The organism is Pseudomonas sp. PKS (assembly GCF_051913525.1).
Lineage (GTDB): Bacteria > Pseudomonadota > Gammaproteobacteria > Pseudomonadales > Pseudomonadaceae > Aquipseudomonas > Aquipseudomonas guariconensis_D.
In genome coordinates, this window is the sequence record NZ_JBEGDO010000001.1 from 180,339 (window position 1) to 195,170 (window position 14,832).

The 14,832-nt window shown below is 59.2% G+C and carries 17 protein-coding genes and 2 pseudogenes; 8 read left to right on the forward strand and 11 right to left on the reverse strand.

The genetic code is table 11. The features are described from left to right. Positions 1-149 precede the first annotated feature (149 nt). From ABOA88_RS00850 to ABOA88_RS00860, 3 genes and pseudogenes are all read right to left on the reverse strand, one after another. Positions 150-491 (reverse strand): annotated as a pseudogene (locus ABOA88_RS00850) (methyl-accepting chemotaxis protein); the annotation flags it as partial. 207 nt (positions 492-698) lie between these two features. Next, positions 699-1,469 (reverse strand): annotated as a pseudogene (locus ABOA88_RS00855) (PAS domain-containing protein); the annotation flags it as partial. Positions 1,470-1,679: 210 nt separating this feature from the next. Then, complete coding sequence (locus ABOA88_RS00860; RefSeq protein WP_196168282.1) at positions 1,680-2,450, reverse strand: EAL domain-containing protein; 771 nt, start codon at positions 2,448-2,450, stop codon at positions 1,680-1,682. A gap of 1,356 nt (positions 2,451-3,806) precedes the next feature. Between ABOA88_RS00860 and ABOA88_RS00865 the strand changes: the two genes are divergently transcribed. From ABOA88_RS00865 to ABOA88_RS00885, 5 genes are all read left to right on the forward strand, one after another. Then, positions 3,807-4,064, forward strand: a complete 258-nt coding sequence (locus ABOA88_RS00865) for a hypothetical protein (protein ID WP_196168283.1) — start codon at positions 3,807-3,809, stop codon at positions 4,062-4,064. 631 nt (positions 4,065-4,695) lie between these two features. Beyond that, on the forward strand, positions 4,696-5,229 hold the full coding sequence (locus ABOA88_RS00870; RefSeq protein ID WP_367850765.1) for a hypothetical protein: 534 nt from the start codon (positions 4,696-4,698) through the stop codon (positions 5,227-5,229). Between the two features lie 8 nt (positions 5,230-5,237). Further along, a complete protein-coding gene (locus tag ABOA88_RS00875) occupies positions 5,238-5,534 on the forward strand; it encodes a hypothetical protein (protein WP_367850912.1) in 297 nt (98 codons plus the stop codon). Positions 5,535-5,673: 139 nt separating this feature from the next. Then, positions 5,674-5,889, forward strand: coding sequence for a hypothetical protein (locus ABOA88_RS00880; protein ID WP_196168286.1), 216 nt, complete (start codon positions 5,674-5,676; stop codon positions 5,887-5,889). 127 nt (positions 5,890-6,016) lie between these two features. Beyond that, positions 6,017-6,343: a hypothetical protein gene (locus tag ABOA88_RS00885; protein WP_196168287.1), complete on the forward strand. Its 327-nt coding sequence runs from the start codon at positions 6,017-6,019 to the stop codon at positions 6,341-6,343. A 63-nt stretch (positions 6,344-6,406) separates the two neighbouring features. Here ABOA88_RS00885 and ABOA88_RS00890 read toward each other — a convergent pair whose 3' ends face one another. Further along, positions 6,407-6,712 (reverse strand): hypothetical protein, encoded by a 306-nt coding sequence (locus tag ABOA88_RS00890; protein ID WP_367850766.1) that lies wholly within the window; start codon positions 6,710-6,712, stop codon positions 6,407-6,409. 287 nt (positions 6,713-6,999) lie between these two features. Between ABOA88_RS00890 and ABOA88_RS00895 the strand changes: the two genes are divergently transcribed. Beyond that, positions 7,000-7,500, forward strand: a complete 501-nt coding sequence (locus ABOA88_RS00895; RefSeq protein WP_367850767.1) for a methylated-DNA--[protein]-cysteine S-methyltransferase — start codon at positions 7,000-7,002, stop codon at positions 7,498-7,500. Positions 7,501-7,571: 71 nt separating this feature from the next. Here the strand turns inward: ABOA88_RS00895 and ABOA88_RS00900 are convergent, their stop codons facing one another. After that, the gene (locus tag ABOA88_RS00900; RefSeq protein ID WP_367850768.1) at positions 7,572-8,315 is read right to left on the reverse strand and encodes a carbon-nitrogen hydrolase family protein; all 744 of its coding nucleotides are present in this window, start codon (positions 8,313-8,315) and stop codon (positions 7,572-7,574) included. Positions 8,316-8,396: 81 nt separating this feature from the next. After that, entirely contained in the window at positions 8,397-8,909 is a 513-nt protein-coding gene (locus tag ABOA88_RS00905) for a DUF3016 domain-containing protein (protein ID WP_367850769.1), read from the reverse strand. A 78-nt stretch (positions 8,910-8,987) separates the two neighbouring features. Between ABOA88_RS00905 and ABOA88_RS00910 the strand changes: the two genes are divergently transcribed. Then, positions 8,988-9,683, forward strand: a complete 696-nt coding sequence (locus ABOA88_RS00910; RefSeq protein WP_196168292.1) for a metallophosphoesterase — start codon at positions 8,988-8,990, stop codon at positions 9,681-9,683. Here the strand turns inward: ABOA88_RS00910 and ABOA88_RS00915 are convergent. Beyond that, on the reverse strand, positions 9,661-10,272 hold the full coding sequence (locus tag ABOA88_RS00915) for a LysE family translocator (protein WP_196168293.1): 612 nt from the start codon (positions 10,270-10,272) through the stop codon (positions 9,661-9,663). The genes ABOA88_RS00910 and ABOA88_RS00915 overlap by 23 nt on opposite strands. Before the next feature lie 109 nt (positions 10,273-10,381). Then, positions 10,382-11,212: an AraC family transcriptional regulator gene (locus ABOA88_RS00920; RefSeq protein ID WP_196168294.1), complete on the reverse strand. Its 831-nt coding sequence runs from the start codon at positions 11,210-11,212 to the stop codon at positions 10,382-10,384. 135 nt (positions 11,213-11,347) lie between these two features. On the opposite strand from ABOA88_RS00920, the gene ABOA88_RS00925 reads away from it, so the two are divergent. Beyond that, positions 11,348-11,971, forward strand: a complete 624-nt coding sequence (locus ABOA88_RS00925) for a LysE family translocator (protein WP_196168295.1) — start codon at positions 11,348-11,350, stop codon at positions 11,969-11,971. 2 nt (positions 11,972-11,973) lie between these two features. Here ABOA88_RS00925 and ABOA88_RS00930 read toward each other — a convergent pair whose 3' ends face one another. The 3 genes from ABOA88_RS00930 to eco all read right to left on the reverse strand — a co-directional run bounded on the left by ABOA88_RS00930 (position 11,974) and on the right by eco (position 14,830). Continuing rightward, positions 11,974-12,249 carry a peptidylprolyl isomerase gene (locus tag ABOA88_RS00930; protein WP_043211902.1) on the reverse strand — a complete coding sequence of 92 codons (276 nt, stop codon included), beginning with the start codon at positions 12,247-12,249 and terminating at the stop codon, positions 11,974-11,976. Between the two features lie 34 nt (positions 12,250-12,283). Continuing rightward, positions 12,284-14,242 carry an acetoacetate--CoA ligase gene (locus tag ABOA88_RS00935; RefSeq protein WP_367850770.1) on the reverse strand — a complete coding sequence of 653 codons (1,959 nt, stop codon included), beginning with the start codon at positions 14,240-14,242 and terminating at the stop codon, positions 12,284-12,286. Between the two features lie 108 nt (positions 14,243-14,350). Next, a complete protein-coding gene (eco, locus tag ABOA88_RS00940; RefSeq protein WP_196168296.1) occupies positions 14,351-14,830 on the reverse strand; it encodes a serine protease inhibitor ecotin in 480 nt (159 codons plus the stop codon). Positions 14,831-14,832 lie beyond the last annotated feature (2 nt).

Sequence of the window (14,832 nt, forward strand, 5' to 3'; positions counted from 1 at the left end):
CCCGCGCGCGGGCTTGCGTCATCCATCCGTAGCACGGCTACCTGAGTGCTAGTGAGTTACGAGCATTCGCAACTGCTTTAGTCAATGCACAGATTTATCCGGGCTTGGCTGGCAGCATGGAAGCCCGCTCCACAGCTCGCAATGTATCTTCAGGTTTTCTTCACAGCGTCGCTAAGCTGCTTAACTGTCTCTACGACTTGACGTGCACCGCTTTGAATTCTCTCAATTATCTCTCCCGCTTCACCTACCAAACCTACGCCGGCATCAACCTTATACTGACTGGTTTGCATGCCTTTAACGGCTTCTTGCGATAATTCATGGTTGCGCTTTACAACGTCCCTGATTTCTACGGTGGCCTGGGCGGTGCGTACTGCTAGATGGCGAACTTCGTCCGCTACGACAGCAAACCCTCTACCTTGCTCTCCGGCTCTAGCTGCTTCAATGGCTGCATTTAAAGCCAAAAGATTTGTTTGGTCTGCGATTTCGCGTATGGTTTGGATAATTCCAGTGATCATTTCGGACTGCTTGCTCACCGCAGATATGTTATCTGCTGCTTTTGTGATTTCATCAGCGATGCCGCGTACCACCGCAACTGTTTCATTGATGATTAATGCACCCTGCTGTGCGCTTTGGTCGGTTTTTAAAGATATTTCATAGGCAAGTTTAGCTGCGTCGGATTCGACTTTTTGATGCTTAACCTGTTCAGTGATGTCGCGAGCAAATTTTACAACCTTGTAAAGTTTGTTGCTGGCATCAAACACGGGGTTGTAAGTGGCACTCAACCATACCGTATTGCCGGATCGGTTGACTCTCTGGAAACGGCCGGAGAAAAACGCTCCTTTATTGAGGTTTTTCCAAAATTCCTTGTACTCGGTCGACGCGACCTCTTGCGGGGTGCAAAATAGTCGGTGGTGTTGACCTCGGATTTCATGCAGGCTATAGCCTAATGTGCGTAGAAAGTTATCATTGGCGTCCAGTACATGCCCATCCGGGGTGAACGAAACCATTGCCATCGATCGGCTTATGGCTTCGATTGTGCTGCGCTGTTCCTGCTCGTTTTTTACTTGGTCTGTGATGATGGTTGCACATTTTAATATGCTTATTATGCGTCCGTTGCAGTCTCTGATTGGGTTGTAGCTTGCCTCCAACCAGACCTCTTCCCCTTGCTTATTTTGTCTGACGAAGCGGTCGCGGATAGACTCTCCTTCGGCAAGCCTTCTCCAAAAGTTCCTGTACTCAGAGGTTGTCGTGTGGCTTTTTAGACAGAATATACTATGGTGCTTTCCGATGATTTCTTCTAGGTTGTAACCCAGTGCGTGCAATAAATTTTGGTTGGCGGTGGTAATGAGTCCATCGGGGGTGAACTCAATTATTGCAGTGGCAAGGTTTATAGCTGATGCTCTTGCATCGTGTGTGTGTAATTTTGATAATGTTTCTTCAAGTTCGCGTTTTAGACGTGTGTTAAACATGGCGCACCATTGTGTGATAGCTAAATCAGGTTGCTGGGTGGTCGAGTGTAAAGTGGCTTTGTGAAATGCGCTCAATCATCGAGTCACGCTGGTCACGGTTTTTTCTATTGCGCGTATGGGGGTGGCACTTCAAGTGACCTAATATCAGCTTGATTGCTGCACTGAAGACTACAATGCCATCCATATTCCCACTTCATGTGCAGTTCGATGCTAAGGCCATACTATGTGGGGGAGTGCTTCGAGTTCAGGCTTCGCAAACAGGTAGCCTTGAAATAGATTTATTCCGGTTTCTTGTAGTGCCTGTAGCTCTTCAATGCACTCGATTCCTTCAGCGATAACCTGTATGTTGAGGTCTTTGCATAGGGCTACTATGCTTCTGCTTATCACTTGCTTTGCCCTGTTCTTGTGGATATTTCGAATTAGCTCCATATCGATTTTGATAATGTCTGGTTGGAAGTCGGCGAGCAGGTTTAGGCCTGAATACCCAGCGCCAAAGTCATCAATAGCAGTTTTGAAACCTTGTTTTTTATAAGATTCCAAGATTTTTTTAATGTGGGTTTTGTCTGTTATGTTTTCATTCTCCGTGACTTCAAATATTATTTTTTCTATGGGGAAATTATATTTTTCCGCAGCGCGGAGTGTTGTCCGTATACAGGCCTCTGGCTGATAAACTGCATTGGGCAAGAAATTGATACTCAAGTGTTCTGATAGGCGTGTTTTGGCTGCAAGCTCGACAGCTTTAACGCGACACGCCTGATCAAATTTATATCGATTTGAGTGATTTACCTGTTGCATAACGGCGTTTGCGCCTGCTCCATTCTTGCCACGCACCAGTGATTCATAAGCAAAAACGCTGTTGTTACTCGTATCAACAATGGGCTGGAATGCCATCGTGAAGTCGAAGCTGATGGGTGATTTGTCCCTGCAACTGCGGCAGCCATGGGGCCTTTGAGGTTCAACAGATTTAAGTGGTATAGACATATTTGGAGCCTCACAGGTAGGGGAGCGGTGTGGCAGGGCTCCGTGCCGGTATTTGGGGAGGTCAAAAGCGCTTCTCAGTGCAGGCAGTATTGCCTCATACCTATACAAAAGGAAGCTGCATGTATAGATTTATTTGTCATTTGTGGCGGCGGAATTGCCAAAATGGATGTCAAAAGCGACATGGTTGGCTTTTTGCGTTGTACTTTAGCCTGTGTTTGTACAACTAGATCCCACTGATTGCCCCAATTTGAACAGCCCACCGGACCAGTTCTCGGACTAGCGGGTCCAGCTGCAAGGGGAGGCGGATCCCCCCATGAAATCATTAATACGCCGTAGGTCAGATGCCTGCGTGTCCTGGGGCGCTCTGCATAAAGGTTTTCCAGGCGCCTGGGATACCTCGTCGAGACTCGACTAGAATTTTGAGAGTTGGGGGTGTGAGGTGGGTTATGCGCTACTCGAAAATCAGGCCTTTTCTATGGTGGGCTGGAGCCCTGCAATTTTTCGCAATTCTTGCGGCGATTGAGCACAGAGCGTGGGACGTTGTGTTTATCTGCCTGATGGTGATTGCAGTAGGGATTTGGTTTGCCAGGGATGCGCAACGCTTGGAGATTCACAAGCAGAGCACGTTGAGGTAGTCGGGCCTCTGGTGGTTTGGCGTAAGGGCACGGTGCCTGACTCACTCTAGGGCAGGCATTCGCCAACTTGACATAGCCAAACTGCCGCTCAAACTATTGGAATCGCGACCCCTCAAGCATCAATGTTTTGGTCTCGCCAGCCATACGGGTTTTCCTCCTGCAACTTGGCTGACTTCTCGCGTTGTGGGCGGTGATGGGGCGTCTGGTCCATTGCCATGAGAGTCTTCCCTCAATCCACTGGGCGGCATGTGAACGTGCAGTTGGTGGCGCCGCTGCTGCGCCAGTTTGTTCAGAGGTCTCATGAAGGGCATACCTCTATAGGCGTTTTATGAGTTGGGCCAGAGGGCTTGACCACCAGTAGACGCCTGTTTGCACGACACTAGCCACAAGGCCGACCAGTGGACGTGGCCCAGCTGGGCGGCGCCGGTCCCGCCGTTGATCGTTGCGCATTCCTGCCCATCTCGTGGTTAGAAACCGTGCTGTTTGGCGGCAGAATTCTCCAACACCTAAGAGCTGCCCCATGCATTGTTTCCCTCAGCTCATGGGGCAGGGCGCTCTTCGAGGAAAGTTCGGTTTGACTGGCAACCTGCCCGCCCATCCAGCATGGATGGAAAGCCAGTAGCGACCTCCTCCGGGCCGTAGTACGGTCCGCCTTCAACAAACCACCCGGTTCGTTGCATTCACGCCCAAGGACCGGGGCTCTCATGACCTGGAGGGTCGAATGGAAATCGCTCGAAAGATCAATCAAGAAGAATTGGATGCTGCCCTGATAGCGTTTGCCCGCTACAAGATCGGAGAGATAAAGATCTTCGATCTGGAGCAGGCGATGAGCTTCGACGCGGGCGAAGCTCTCTCCAAGAGCGGGCTGGTCAGGTTCTCAATTACGAAGATGGTGTCCGGCCGTTATCGCATCAGCGATGAAGGAGAGCATGCGATCACAGAGGCTGGTCGAGATCGCCTGCAGGTGATCCGAGGGTAACGCGGCCATTGACCGGGTAGCCAAGCAACCTAATACGGTGTGCCTCCAGATACGGCAGGTTGGTTCTACGACAAGTGTAGGCGGCTGCAACAGCCAGCCGCGGGACCGACCTTGGTTGAAGCCGCTCGTCGAAAGCCGGGCACTCTATGTGCGCCGATCATTCCCAGTTCTAGGCACAGCCTTCCTGTGCCACCGATGGGAGAATGACCATGGCAGTCGTACGCAACGATCCAGGCGCGGCACATCCAGCTGTTCCCGATAACGCTACCGGCTCGGGAGGAGGCCATGGCTCTGGTCCGGAGAAGGCCAAGCCTGAGCCCAAGCAAGGGGTGGGCGAAGCATGGTCCGATAACCGGCCTGAAGATTGGAATCCTCCCCCTGGCGACCCTGGGGCTGGTCAAGGTGTTGGGGCTACGCAGGATGACGGCCCGGCGAACGTCGACGAAAAGCAGGGCGGCGCCGTACCGAGTAGCCGCGATTCGGTGCCGCTGGCGGCGGACGATGATGCCTCGGTAGAGCAGGAGATGAAGGATGTAGACGCTAACAATGCGGTGTCCAGTGAGCATCCCAAGCCATAGCCTGAGCGGACCATGATTTTTCAAGCGACCGTATGGCGGACTTGGAATGCGAATTGCTCCTTCTCGAACACACCTTGCCGTGGGGGCTGCGCGATGCTTCGGGAGGAGATCTATTTCACTGTTTTGATGGTCTCGATCGTACTGATCATCGACCTGATGGCCCTCTACGTCTATTTCAAGAGCAGGCCGTAAGGGTTGTTGCTGTTCTGAGCCTGAGTTTCTCATTACCCAGGTTCGGGGAAAAACCAAACATGTGGTCCCCGAAGGGGCGGCGTCATGACACAGGCTTGGCGAGCCCTCACGGCTTCAATGCACCTTTGGTGAAAAATCCTCCGACGCTCAAGTCGATCAATTACCAGATGCTTGGCCATTTCATAGGTCTGGCCAAATGCCTTGTGGTCCGGCTGTGGGAAGTGCTGTGCAAGGCTTTGCGCGTCGAGGTCGTCGAAAGCCGATTCGGTGATTTAGATAGATATGGCGCAGTGGGAGATGCCAAGGCCTCCCTGGCTAGCCACGACCCAGGCAGGCCAGGGATAATCCGGCCGTTCAACGACAAGGTGTTGTATCCGTGGAAACGAAAAGCTTGATGGCCGAAGTGTTCTTCAGCCTGCCAACGCATATCTGGGTTCTGCCCGTGGCGGGTGTTATGGCCTATTTCGGATTGAAAATGGCCGAGGCTTCCACCGAGCGAATGAAGGTACTTCGGCTCGCCACTTATGCAGCCCTGGTGCTCCTGGCAGTGGTCCCCAACGGCATATATGCCGTCGCTGCGCCCACGGCTGCAGCTACTGACGGAGCATTGCTGCCCAACTATGAAGGACTGTTCTACCTCGATGCCTTCTTCGTGTTCGCCGGCTGGGCCATCAGTGGCGTGATTCGCACCCGGACGTGAGCCGTGACCAGTGCGATACTGGGGTTCACCATACGGCGCGAACCTTTTCGAGCCGTTGGAGGTCCAGACCCAGGAAGCCCCCAAATCCATTAAATAAGGCTTCGTATTGCCCTGTCGTGCAACGCTGGAAGACAAAGCCATGCCTGAAAGAGAAAAGCGCTATCGTGCCTACCACCTCTTGAGAGAACTCGATTCGTTGACCTCCTCGACCATGAACCAGATCGCCTACGGTCGTGTGGGAGGCACCGAATGGAAAGGGATGTGCCAGGCGCACCGCAAAGCGTTCGAGGATTGGATGGCGTTCGCCGAATCGTTGCTCGAACCGGGCAGCGAGAAATCCCCGGACTCCTCCTGACCTTCACGGCAGGTGCTGCGCCGGTTGTCCGATTCTCCCTCTTTGCCTGTCGAACGCGGTTGCGTGATGGCAACCATCCGCTATGGTGCCACTACCAACACATAAGACTAAAGTCGTAGGAGGCGGCATGAGAATTCGCGGTGACGTGTTCTGGGCTTGGGCAGACCCCACGCTTCATCATCGAACGCATGACGAAACGCTCGACAGCGGCTCGTGTATTGACGTGCAGGTTCGATTGTCACGAACCGGTGCGACGCAGATGTTCATCGGCCTCTACGCGCCGTCCGGCATGGCCTTGCATGAGGAGGCGTTTGATTCGCGTCCAGGCGAATCGATGACCCGGGCACTGGCCTGGGGTGTCGGGCGCGCCAGGAGGGTGGCAAGCGAGCCGGCATTGCAGTCCGGAGGGCGCGGCGCCAAGCCGGCAGTCGTAGCGGTCTGCGGGGGGCGTTGAGTGTTCCAGAAGCAATAGGACCGTCACCGTCTTAGGGCAGACGGTGACGTCCTGCCACGAATTTCAGTACAACAGCACATTCACCGTGGCAATCACGGTAACCAGAAACAGCACGCCCGCCGCTATTTGTAGCAGTGTCCCCACTACGCGACCGACCCAGCCACTGAGTGTCCCTTCAATGGCCGGATTATGTTCGCCGCTTGGTAGGGACCTGGTGACGCGCTCGGCGCGCCCCGTAAGCCTGCTACCGATCTTGCTCATCAGAAACGCCAGGATGAACGCGACCCCGCAACCGGTCAGGCCGTGGCTTTGAATGGTCTGGTAGAGGCTTAGCAGCAGGAACCAGCATTGACGCAGAAACTCAGCCATGGCGGCCACGTTCGTCGGCATACGGATGGTTGTGGTTTGCCTTGGGCCAGGGCGCCTTCTTTCGATGACCCAGCAAGAGCAAACATGATGTTTAACCCAGAATAGCTATTGCTTTGGTATATGCCAGTTTTCAGGCGGCGGTTATCAGTGCTTGTAATTACCTGATGTCATTGCAGATACCTGCGTAATTAGCCCAGCGGAAACTTCCCAGGGCAAGAAAGCGGATGCACCGGATAGCCTCGAAAGGTAGAGTGCCTTGCACCGGTTTTTTCAAGCGAGCAGCTCCGATGTCCTGCGCCTTTACCTTCATGCAGTCTCCCCTTGGGACCCTCACGCTGGTCGCCCGAGGCGATCGCCTGGCTGCGGTGTTGTGGGAGCAGGAGCGGGAAAACCGTGTGCGCCTGGGCGTGCTGCACCGGGACGATGGGCATCCGACGCTGCGGGAGACGGCTCGCCAGTTGGGCGAGTACTTTGCCGGCAGCCGCCAGGGTTTTGAGCTGCCGCTTGATTTTGTCGGCACGGACTTCCAGCGCCAGGTCTGGACCGCGCTGCTGACCATCCCCTTCGGGCAGACCCGCAGTTACAGCGATATTGCCCGGCAGATCGGCAACCCCAGCGCAGTGCGGGCGGTGGGGGCGGCCAATGGGCGCAACCCGATTTCGATCATCGCCCCGTGCCACCGGGTGATCGGCGCATCCGGTAGCCTGACCGGCTTTGCCGGCGGGCTGCAGGCCAAACAGTACCTGTTGGCCCTGGAAGGACGAGAGAGCCTCGCGCTGGAGCTTTGAGCCCGTTCAACTCACCCAGAGCACGATCCGCCAACCAAGCACCGCCGCCGCCGTGCCGACCACCAGGTACTTCATGTCGCCAGCGCGTCCAACGGTATGGCTTGAGCAGTCATTGACGTGGTATCCAGCAGCACCAGCCCCTGGGCATGCTCATCCAATGCTGCCAGCAGATTCCCTTGAGGGTCCCAGGCCGCGGAATGGCCGGCGCCGACGAAGGTGTCGGCTGGCCCCACGCAGTTGGCGAGCAACACCGGCATGCCCAGCCGCCGGGCAACGTCCGGGTAATGCCGGAAACCTTCGTCGATGCCCTTGGTTGTCTTGGCCACGCTGGCCATATAGATATCTGCCCCTGCCGAACGAGCCTGTTCGGCATGCTCGATGAACATCGATTCGTAGCAGATGGCCGGGGCGATGCGCTGGTTACCCACACTGAACACCAAGGGATGCTCGCCTGCGATGAAGAACGGCAGCTCATCATCGTGCAGGCGCTGTTTGGCATAGAAGTGGGGCGGGGCGCCAGGGCGCAGGATGGGCATGCCAATGCAAATCCCGGTGGGGGCCAGCAACGGTAGACCGACGGCCACCGCGATGCCATGGCGGTCACAGAGCGCTTGCAGCGGATCGAGCAGGGAGGTGTCCGATGGTTGCGCCAATTGTTGGGCCAGGGTGGGTTCATAGCCGCTCAAGGACAGCTCGGGGAATACCACCAGCTCCGCACCTCGTGCAACGGCCTGTTCGACGCAGTAGCGGTGGCGTTCCAGGTTGCCCGGCAGGTCGCCCTTGCCGGAGGCCAGTTGTACAGCACACAGTTTCATGGCGAGTCCATCCATGGAAAGAGCGGGAGGGGTGAGAATACTATCGGTCAACCCGCCCAGGCCACCCTGGGCTGAAGGGCTTCAGGAGGCCGGGTGCGGGGCGAAGCGCTGACGGAACCAGTCGGTGAGCATGGCTTTTTCCGCATACAGGCGATCGCTGCTACTGGCCTGGCGGCCGGGGCGGCTGAGGTACATCTTGTCGCTGACGCGCTCCTGGGCGTGCTGTTCCGGTTGCCCGGGCTGGACGAGGGTGTAGCTCAGGTCGATGCTAGGCCAGGTGATCTCGCGCATGAAGCGCACATCATAGGCACTGCTGTGCCAAGGCTCGAAGCGCCCGGCCAGGTCGATGTCGCGCACATCGATGCGCAGTTGCTGCCCAGGTTGCAGATAGCGCTGGCCGAGCTTGTGCAGATGCTCGGTAAGGGCCTTCATGACATACGCATCTGCGCCCCGTTCGTAGCCGTGGCTATCGAGGCTCGCATCGCGAAACTGCTCGGGATGATTGAAATGCACGTCGACCTGCGCGGTTGGTGCGCCTTGTGCCATGCTGATGGAGGCCAGCAGCATCAAGACACAGGGGAGGGTGGTACGCATGATGCACCTCCACGGGCACGGACGGATCGCCCCTCCATTTTACGCCTGCCGCTGGCACAGCAGCAGAGGGTGGATGCAATGAGCCGTTTTCGGCGGGTGACTGCCAATACCCGTGGCCGCGATCTGGCCGTGGGCGACATCCATGGCCATTTCGACCGGTTGCAGCGATGCCTGGACGAGGTGGGTTTCGATCCTGAGGTGGACCGACTGTTCAGCGTGGGCGATCTGGTGGACCGGGGGCCGGCCAGCGAGCAGGCGCTGGACTGGCTGGCGCAACCCTGGTTCCACGCGGTGCAGGGCAACCACGAGGCGCTCGCCATCGCCCACCTGCGCGGCGGCAGGGTCGATCTGGAGATGTACCGCTCTGCAGGGGGGGGCTGGTTTCTCGACCTTTCTCGTGCCGAACAACATCGCTATGTCGAAGGCTTCGCGCAGATGCCATTGGCGATCGAGGTGCCAACGTCGCTTGGGCTGATCGGCCTTTTGCATGCCGATAGTCCATTTCCCGAATGGTCGACGCTCAAGGCCTTTCTCGAGGCCATGGACGATCCCGAAGTCCGGGAAGTCTGCCAATGGTCACGGCGACGCCTGCGTGAAGGCGATACCGAGCCGGTCGGTGGGTTACGCGCCTTGCTGGTCGGCCATACCCCAGTGCTGCGGGTCAAGCAGTTGGGCAACGTCTGGCACCTGGACACCGGCGGCTGGGCCAGCGGCTTTTTCAGTGTGGTGGACCTCAGGACGCTGAGCGTGATCAACCCCAGGCCAGGCGCATGAGCACCGCGCTGGCCAGCAGAATCAACAGCACACCCGAGGCACGCTCCAGCCACGGCAAGACTTGGGCGAAGCGCCGCAGCACCCGGCGATTGCCGATGGCCACCGCCACCAGCAGGTCCCAGCCCAGCACGATCGTGAACATCCACATACCATAGGCGAGCTTCCAGCCCGCGCTGCTGGCGGCGAGCATGCTTGCCAGGCTTGCATAGAACAGGGCGTTCTTCGGGTTGAGGATGCCCGAGGTGAAGCCCATTCCCAGGTTTTGTACCCAACCATGGCCAACACCGACCTCGGCCGATTGCAGGTTGCTGCGTCCGGCATGGCGCAGGAACAGCCCGCCGATGTAAAGCAAGTAGGCACATCCGGCCAGTTGCAAGGCGATGAACAGCGCGCTGTCCTCCTGCAGAACGGAGACGCCGGTAAAGGCTGTGGCGATGAACACGCCATTGGCCAGGGCGATCCCCAGGCAAGCACCGCTCGCGGTACGCCAGCCGGCGGTGGCCGAGGCGCGAGCGACGAGGAAGAAATCGGGACCCGGGGAGAGCAGGGCCAGGAAATGGGCAGCGGCGACGACGAGAAATTGCTCCATGGGTAGGCTTCTGTGGCAAGGAAAGCCGCAGTCTGTCGTCTCAAGCCTTGGGCGGTATTGAAGATAATTGCGCGGCGTGTGCTCCAGAGCGCGGAGCGGGTGGGCGGGTTTACCCGCGCGCCCCGGCACCGTGTCGATATTGTCCAGGGGTCATACCCGCGTGCGCCTTGAACACCCGCTGGAAATGGCTCTGGTCGGCAAAGCCCAGGCGATAAGCCACCTGCGCAAGGTCCTGGCCTTGGCCAAGCAACCCTCGCGCACGGTTGACCCGCTCATTGAGCAGGTAAGCGTGTGGTGTGAGGCCCGTGGCGGCCCGGAACGCCCGGATCAGTTGGTAACGACCCAACCCGACGTACCTGGCCAGATGCTCCAGGCTGATGTCGGCCAGCTCGCACGTCTGCAGCATGGCAATCAGCTCGCGCAGGGCGGGGGCGCTCAAGGCAGGGGGCGGGGCAGCCTCCAGCGTCGCATGCGCAGCAAAGTCGTGGTCACCGATGAAGGCCACCAACGCGGCTTCCTTCTGCGAGGGGGCCGCGTCGGAAAACAACAATGCATTGAGCTGGCAGAACTGCCGATACACCTCGGCCGAATGCGTGATACGCGCAGGCGCTCCGGGCTCGGCAGCGCCAACGCCTGACTCCAGTCGCAGGCGGCCCAGCCACTGCGCATCCACATGCACCATCTGATAGCTCCAGGCCTGGCCCGGCTCGGGATTGCAGGCATGCACCCGCTGCGCCGGGACCAGCACCAAGGTGCCGGGCGTCAGGCGCGTCTGACCGTCACCCGCGCCGGTGAACCAGCTGAGGCCGGCATCTACCGCACCGATGGAGAACGTTGGATGGCTATGGGCCTTGTAGCAGGCCCGGCTATGGCAGGCGCGCCGGCTTTCCACGAAAGGCAGGGCCGGGTCGCGCCAGATTTCGCTGTTCGAGAGGGTCATGCAGGGCCTGCTTCGCCGAGTGCCGGAGCGCGCAGTCTAAACTGCGGGCCACTGTTCCGGCCATTCACTGCGTCACTGTACTTGACGCAATGCACGCCCGGCGCGAGGCTGCCGAGGTCCTGAAGGAGAAGAAAAATGGACCTGTCGAGTTTGCTGCTGTTCATCCCCGCCTGCTTCGCCCTGAACATGGCGCCGGGCCCCAACAACCTCTTGTCGCTGCACAACGCCAGCCGCTATGGCCTGCGCACCGCCTGCATGGCCGGCATCGGCCGGTTGCTTGCCTTCAGCGGCATGATCGCCCTGGCTGCCATGGGCCTGGCGGTGGTGTTGCACACCAGCGAATACCTGTTCCTGATCATCAAGGTGCTGGGCGCAGCGTACCTGTTCTACATCGCCTGGCAGCTGTGGCGGGCGCCGGTGGCTGAGGCGGTCGTGGCGAGTGACCATCCTCGCGGTACCTGGCGCCTGGCCCGTCAGGAGTTCTGGGTGGCAGCGGGCAACCCGAAAGCCATCCTGATCTTCACCGCATTCCTGCCGCAGTTCGTCTCGGTGGGCAGCGCCATGCCAGTCGCCGAGCAGTTTCTCTGGTTGGGCGTGATGTTCCTGCTGCTGGAATGGGCGGCCATCGCGATCTATGCGGGCCTGGGGGCGTACATGCAGCGTTGGTTCAGCCAGCCAGGGCCGCGCCGGGTGTTCAACCGGGTCAGTGCATCGTTGTTGGGATGTGCGGGGTTGGGGCTTTTGGCTGCGCGGCGCTGAGGTCAGTCGCGATAGAACGTCTGCACCAGGTGGTATCCAAACTTGGTCTTGATCGGCCCATGCACCACACGCAGGGCTTTCTTGAAGATCACCTGGTCGATGGCACCTACCAGTTGGCCTGGGCGGACTTCGCCCAGGTCACCGCCGCGTTTGCCCGAGGGGCAGGTGGAGAATTTCTTGGCCAGCACGTCGAAGGCTTCGCCCTTGGCGATCCGTTGCTTGAGCTGTTCGGCTTCGGCAGCGGTCTTGACCAGGATGTGGCGGGCTTGGGCTTTCATGGGACACCTGTGCTTCGGGCAAAAAAGGGCGCCATTATGCCTGATCGCGCAGCTCTGCGCGGTCTCGGAATTGCGCCAGGGCCTCGGGGTTGGCCAGGGCGTCGGTGTTCTTCACCGGCAGGCCGTGGACGACGTTGCGGATCGCCAGCTCCACCAGCTTGCCGCTGATGGTGCGCGGGATGTCGGTGACCTGGACGATCACGGCTGGGACATGGCGAGGCGTGGTGTACTGGCGGATCACCTGGCGAATGTGCTGGCGTAGGGCATCGTCCAGTTGCAGCCCCTCGCGCAGGCGCACGAACAGGACTACGCGCACGTCGTTGTGCCAGTCCTGGCCAATGGCGACGCTTTCGACCACTTCCTCGACTTTTTCCACCTGGCGGTAGATTTCCGCCGTGCCGATGCGCACACCGCCGGGGTTGAGCACCGCGTCCGAACGGCCATGGATGATCATGCCGCCCTCGGCATTCTCTTCGGCGTAATCGCCCTGGGCCCAGACGCCGGGGTACTGACTGAAATAGGCATCGTGGTAACGGCTGCCGTCGTTGTCACCCCAGAAGCCCACTGGCATGGACGGGAAGTTACGGGTGCAGACCAGCTCACCTTTCTTGCCGATCACGGGCTGGCCGTGCTGGTTCCTCACCTCCACAGCCATGCCCAGGCCCTTGCACTGTATCTCGCCACGGCGTACCGGCAGCACGGGGTTGCCGAGCACGAAACACGAGACGATGTCAGTGCCGCCGGACATCGAGGCCAGGCACAGGTCGGGTTTGATCTTGCGGTAGACGTAGTCGTAGCTGTGGGGCGAGAGCGGTGAGCCGGTGGACATGATCAGGCGCAGGCTGCTCAGGCGATGGCTTTTGGCTGGCTCGATGCCTTCTTGCTCCAGAGCGGCCAGGTATTTGGCGCTGGTGCCGAAGGCGTGGATATGTTCGGCGTCGATCAGGTCGAGCAGACGCTGTGGGCCTGGGTGGAAGGGCGAGCCATCGTACAGCACCAGGGTGGCGCCGACCGCCAGGCCGCTGGCCAGCCAGTTCCACATCATCCACCCGCAAGTGGTGTAGTAGAACAATACGTCGTCGGCCTTGAGGTCGTTGTGCAGGCCGTGTTCCTTCAAGTGTTGCAGCAATACGCCGCCGGCGCGGTGGACGATGCACTTGGGCACACCGGTGGTACCGCTGGAATAGAGGATGTACAGCGGGTGGTCGAACGGCAGGGCGGTAAAGCGCGGTTCACCACCGGGTTGGTAGAAGTCGCTCCACAGGCTCACGCGCGGGGCAACGAACTCTTCGCAACGGGTGTGCGAGCGGGTGTAGGGCACCACCAGCAGGTGTTCGAGCTGGGGCAGTTGGGCGGTGACCTGGTTGATCTTTTCGACCTGGTCGATGGTCTTGCCGGCGTACTGGTAGCCGGCGCAGGCGATCAGCAGCTTGGGGGCGATCTGACCGAAGCGGTCGATGATGCCGTGCAGGCCGAACTCAGGTGACGAACTGGACCAGATGGCGCCGAGGCTGGTGCAGGCGAGCATGGCGACCAGGGTTTCCCAGGTGTTGGGCATCACCGAAGCGACCCGGTCGCCGGCCTGGATGCCCAGGGCCTGCAGGGCTTTCTGCATGCCGGCCACATGGGCCGCCAATTGCGCGTGGGTCAGCACTTGGCGTTGGCCGTCCTCGCGCACGGCGACCACGGCGGGGCGGTCGTCGCGCCGCATCAGCAGGTGCTCGGCGTAGTTCAAGGTGCCACCGGGGAACCAGTGCCCATCAGGCATCTGTGGACCTTCGCTGAGGGCCTGGGCGGGTGGGGTGTGCCACTGGACATGGAAATAGTCGGCAAGGGTCTGCCAGAAGGCTGGGCGTTGTTCGATGCTCCAGCGGTGCAGCGCGGCGTAGTCATTGATCTGAAGGTTGTAGCGCAGGTTTACCTGGCGGCGGAAGGCGTCCATCCGGCTGGCCTGGATCTGCGCTGTGGAGGGGCGCCAGAGCACATCGTTCATGCCGAAACCTCCCACTTTCGATGGAATCCAGAACCCTGTAGGAGCGGGCGAACCTGCTCCTACAGGGGCTGCGCTAGCTAAAGTGCTGATGCGCAGCCCAGGTGGCTTTTACTCCACTTTAGCCTTTTGTACGTCCGGCGATGCCGACCAGACGCGATAACGCACTTCGATGTCCTTGGGCACGTACAGCACGACCGGCAGCTTGCTGTTGTAACGCAGCATGAAACCTTCACCGACCACCGGCACGAAGGCCTCGGTCTTCTTGCCGTCCGGGCAGGCCATCAGGGTGCTGGCGGGGCCGCCGACCTTTTCCAGCCGGTAGTAGCTGTAGCCCCAGCCTTCGAGGTTGTGTTCCTCAAGGCTGCCGGCCAGGCGCTGGCGGTTGCAGTCGACGGTGAGGGTCTTGCCGGCGAGGATTTCCAGTTGATAGGCCGACTCGTCGGCCTGGGCCGGCAGGTGGATGACCTGCCGGGTGAAGCCTTTTTCCGCCTCAGGGTAGGGTGCGACGTCCTTGAGTCCGGCAGCCATCACAGGCGCGGCGGCGGCCAGGGTCAGGGAAAGAATCGCGGTCAGTGGGAATGGGCGCATAG